Origin of the sequence: Xanthomonas sp. SHU 166, from assembly GCF_000364685.1 — a bacterium.
GTDB lineage: Bacteria > Pseudomonadota > Gammaproteobacteria > Xanthomonadales > Xanthomonadaceae > Xanthomonas_A > Xanthomonas_A sontii.
The window spans coordinates 1-3132 of record NZ_AQOJ01000290.1; the positions used below are offsets into that span (position 1 = coordinate 1).

At 71.4% G+C, this 3132-nt stretch carries 6 protein-coding genes; 4 read left to right on the plus strand and 2 right to left on the minus strand.

The window, feature by feature from the left end; translation table 11 throughout:
- The 4 genes from D180_RS22965 to D180_RS09060 form a co-directional block, all read left to right on the plus strand.
- Positions 1–179 (plus strand): CD225/dispanin family protein (locus D180_RS22965; RefSeq protein ID WP_017912538.1); only part of this gene is annotated, 179 nt, incomplete at its 5' end.
- 56 nt (positions 180–235) lie between these two features.
- Complete coding sequence (locus D180_RS09050) at positions 236–658, plus strand: DUF2752 domain-containing protein (RefSeq protein WP_017912539.1); 423 nt, start codon at positions 236–238, stop codon at positions 656–658.
- Positions 659–734: 76 nt separating this feature from the next.
- A complete protein-coding gene (locus tag D180_RS09055; protein ID WP_017912540.1) occupies positions 735–1085 on the plus strand; it encodes a CD225/dispanin family protein in 351 nt (116 codons plus the stop codon).
- Positions 1086–1090: 5 nt separating this feature from the next.
- Positions 1091–1498 carry a DUF2752 domain-containing protein gene (locus D180_RS09060; protein ID WP_017912541.1) on the plus strand — a complete coding sequence of 136 codons (408 nt, stop codon included), beginning with the start codon at positions 1091–1093 and terminating at the stop codon, positions 1496–1498.
- A gap of 72 nt (positions 1499–1570) precedes the next feature.
- On the opposite strand, the gene D180_RS09065 is transcribed toward D180_RS09060, so the two are convergent.
- Together D180_RS09065 and nudC are read right to left on the minus strand one after the other, a co-directional pair.
- Positions 1571–2467: a membrane protein gene (locus tag D180_RS09065; protein ID WP_017909100.1), complete on the minus strand. Its 897-nt coding sequence runs from the start codon at positions 2465–2467 to the stop codon at positions 1571–1573.
- Positions 2468–2519: 52 nt separating this feature from the next.
- Positions 2520–3132 (minus strand): NAD(+) diphosphatase (gene nudC, locus D180_RS09070; protein ID WP_017912542.1); only part of this gene is annotated, 613 nt, incomplete at its 5' end.

Sequence of the window (3132 nt, forward strand, 5' to 3'; positions counted from 1 at the left end):
CGCAGGTCAACACCAAGCTCGCCGCGGGCGATGTGGCCGGTGCGCGCGATTCGTCGGACAAGGCCAAGAAGTGGGCGATCTACTCGGCGATCACCTCGGTGGTGCTGATCGTGCTGTACCTGATCTTCCTCTTCGCCCTGGGCGGCCTGGGCATGATGCAGCAGTCGTCCATGTCCTGAGCACCGCGGCCGCCGTCGCCTGCGACGGCGGCCGGCCACGCGATCGTCCGCCTGCCATGTCCCTTCAGCGCCTGCAGTCCCTGCCCCGCTGGTTGCCGCTGGTCGCACTGAGCGGCGCCGCGGTGGTGGCCACCGTGGTGCTGCGCCGGGTCGATCCGAATGTCCCCGGCAATCCGCTGCCGGGCTGCCCGTTCCGCGCCCTCACCGGCCTGTATTGCCCCGGCTGCGGCAGTACCCGCTGCCTGCACGCGCTGGTGCACCTGGACCTGGCCCATGCCTGGACCAGCAATCCCCTGCTGGTGGTGGCACTGCCGCTGCTGGCGATCATGGCGCTCAACGCCGCCGGCCTGCGCCTGCGCCCGCTCGCGCCGCTGCTGAAGATCCTCGCCGACCCGCGATTATGGCTATGGGTGCTGCTCGGCTATGCGCTGCTGCGCAATCTGCCCTGGTATCCCTTCACACTGCTCGCGCCGCACTGACGGCCCGCCACCTCCGCACCGCAGCGACTCGTCTAGACTCACCGACTGCCGTGCACCACCCATCCAGGAGATCCACATGAGTACCGTCAGCCCCGTCGCGCCCCCGCCGCCTCCCGCCTCCGGCGTCCCCGGCCCGGTTCCCAACCACCTGGCCTGGGCGATCATCTCGACGGTGCTCGGCTTCTGCCTGTGCTGCCCGGCGCTGATCACCGGCATCGTCGCCATCGTGTTCTCCAGCAAGGTCAACGGCCTGCTCAACCAGGGCGACCTGGAAGGCGCGCGCCGCGCCTCCAACACCGCCAAGACCTGGTGCTGGGTGACCACCGCACTGGCCATCATCGGCCTGCTGATCAATGCCGTCATGGTCGCCACCGGCGGCATGCAGAGCTACATGGACTACATGCAGCAGATCCAGCACGCGAGCTGATCGGCGTGCGCGCCTGGCAACAACGGGCGTGCCTGGGCGCCGCCGCCGCATTCGCGGCCGGCGGCGCCACGCTGTTGTACCGCTTCGATCCCAATGCCGCGAACAACCCGTTCGCACCGTGCATGTTCCATACGCTCACCGGCTATTACTGCCCGGGCTGCGGCATGACCCGCGCCCTGCATGCGCTGGTGCACCTGGACCCGGTCGGCGCGTTCGCGATGAATCCCGGCGCGATGCTGGGCCTGGCCGTGTTGCCGGGCCTGATCGCCTGGAAGGCCGGCTGGCGCGCGGCCTGGTTTGCGCCAGTCGTGAGCGTGGTCTCGCGGCCGAATTTCTGGCTGGTCGCGCTGCCGGGCTACTGGATCGCGCGCAACCTGCCGTGGTTCCCGTTCACCCTGCTGGCGCCGCACTAGCCGGACGCAACACCTTGCGATTCGCACCGGGCACGAGCAAGCGCCTGCGCGTAGGCGATCTCGGCGCCTGGCTCAGCTGACCCAACCGGCGATCACCAGCAGCGCCAGCAGCACCAGCCACAGCAGCAGCACCCGCCACACCTGGCTCATCGCATCGCGCAGTTCGGGCAGGCGCCGCAGCGCCGGCACCACCATGCCCGCGTCGCTGTAGTCGTGCGCCTCGGCATCGAGTTCGCCACGCACGCTGGCGCAGGCCACCGGCCCGAGAAAGCCGGTGTCCAGTTGCCACCGCTTGCCGCCGGCGGCGCGCCAGGCGCCGAACACCGCTTCGAAATTGCCGACCAGGGCCAGCGAGAAGGTCATCAGGTGCGCCACCGGCCATTCCAGCGCCGCCAGCAATGCGCGCGCGCCGGCGGCGGTCGCCGGCGGCAGCCGCGCGGCATAGGGGCCGACCGCGGCCAGCGCCAGCAGCCGATAACCCAGCGCACCGAACGGCCCCAGCAACAGGAACCAGAACAGCACCGCGAACCAGCGGCGCAGCGCGCTGACCGCCACCGCCTCGACCAGCCCGGCCGGATCCTCACGCAGCGGCCCGCCATCGGCCTGCAGGTGCGCCACCGCCAGGCGCCGCGCGCTGGCGTCATCGGCGTCGATGATCGCCTCGACGTCGGTGTCCAGGTCGCGCGGGCCCCAGCTGAAGGCCAGCACCACGATCCCGAACAGCAGGGTCAGCAGGCCCAGGTGCGGCGCCGCCAGCAGCCACTGCAGCAGGCCGACCAGCAGCAGCGGCGGCAGCAGCGCCAGCGCGATGCCATACCGGCCGCGCCAGGCGCTGCCCTCGCCGGCATGCGTGTCCAGCCAGCTCAGCCAGTCGCCGAAGGCGTCGAAGCGGCGCAACGAGGCCACCATGCCGGGCGCGACATGGCCCAGCACCAGGGCGACGATCACAGCGACGAGGGTCGTGAACATGCAGGTCCTCCGGGACCGTTCTGAAGCGGGTGCACGGAACGTGCCGGCGCGGTCAAGCCGGCGCGCCGTGCCGGTACCAATCCTCGATCAGCGCGCGGGCGATGGAGATGCGTGGCGGCAGACGCAGGCCGTGGCCATCGTCGGCACTGTCGCCCTGCGCCGCCAGGCGCGCCAGCGCGGCGCCGACCTCCTGGCGCTCGAACCAGCGCGCGTCTTCCAGTTCGCCGTCGACCTGCGGCGTGTCCGCCTCCGCCTGCGCACTGAAGCCCAGCATCAGCGCGCCAGGAAACGGCCACGGCTGCGCGCCGTAGTAACGGCAGCTGCCCGGCCGCACCCGCACCTGGGTTTCTTCGGCCACCTCGCGCGCCACCGTCTGTTCCAGCGATTCGCCGGGCTCGACGAAGCCGGCGATCACCGAGTAGCGCCGCGCCGGCCAGCTCGCCTGGCGCCCCAGCAGCAGACGCCGGCCATCGCTGACCGCGACGATCACCGCCGGATCCACCCGCGGATAGTGTTCGCTGGCGCACTGCGTGCAGACGCCCAGGAAGCCGCCGCGCTGCAACGCGATGGTGCCGCCGCACACGCCGCAGAAGCGGGTGCGCGATTGCCAGTGCAGCATCGCGCGGGCGTAGGCGAACAGGCCCGCCTCCGGCGCCGGCCACTCG

Bases quoted from the DNA above. Each gene is read 5' to 3' on its own strand.
- D180_RS09055 (WP_017912540.1), top strand. From the start codon at position 735: ATGAGTACCGTCAGCCCCGTCGCGCCCCCGCCGCCTCCCGCCTCCGGC.
- D180_RS09065 (WP_017909100.1), bottom strand. From the start codon at position 2,467: ATGTTCACGACCCTCGTCGCTGTGATCGTCGCCCTGGTGCTGGGCCAT.
- D180_RS09050 (WP_017912539.1), top strand. From the start codon at position 236: ATGTCCCTTCAGCGCCTGCAGTCCCTGCCCCGCTGGTTGCCGCTGGTC.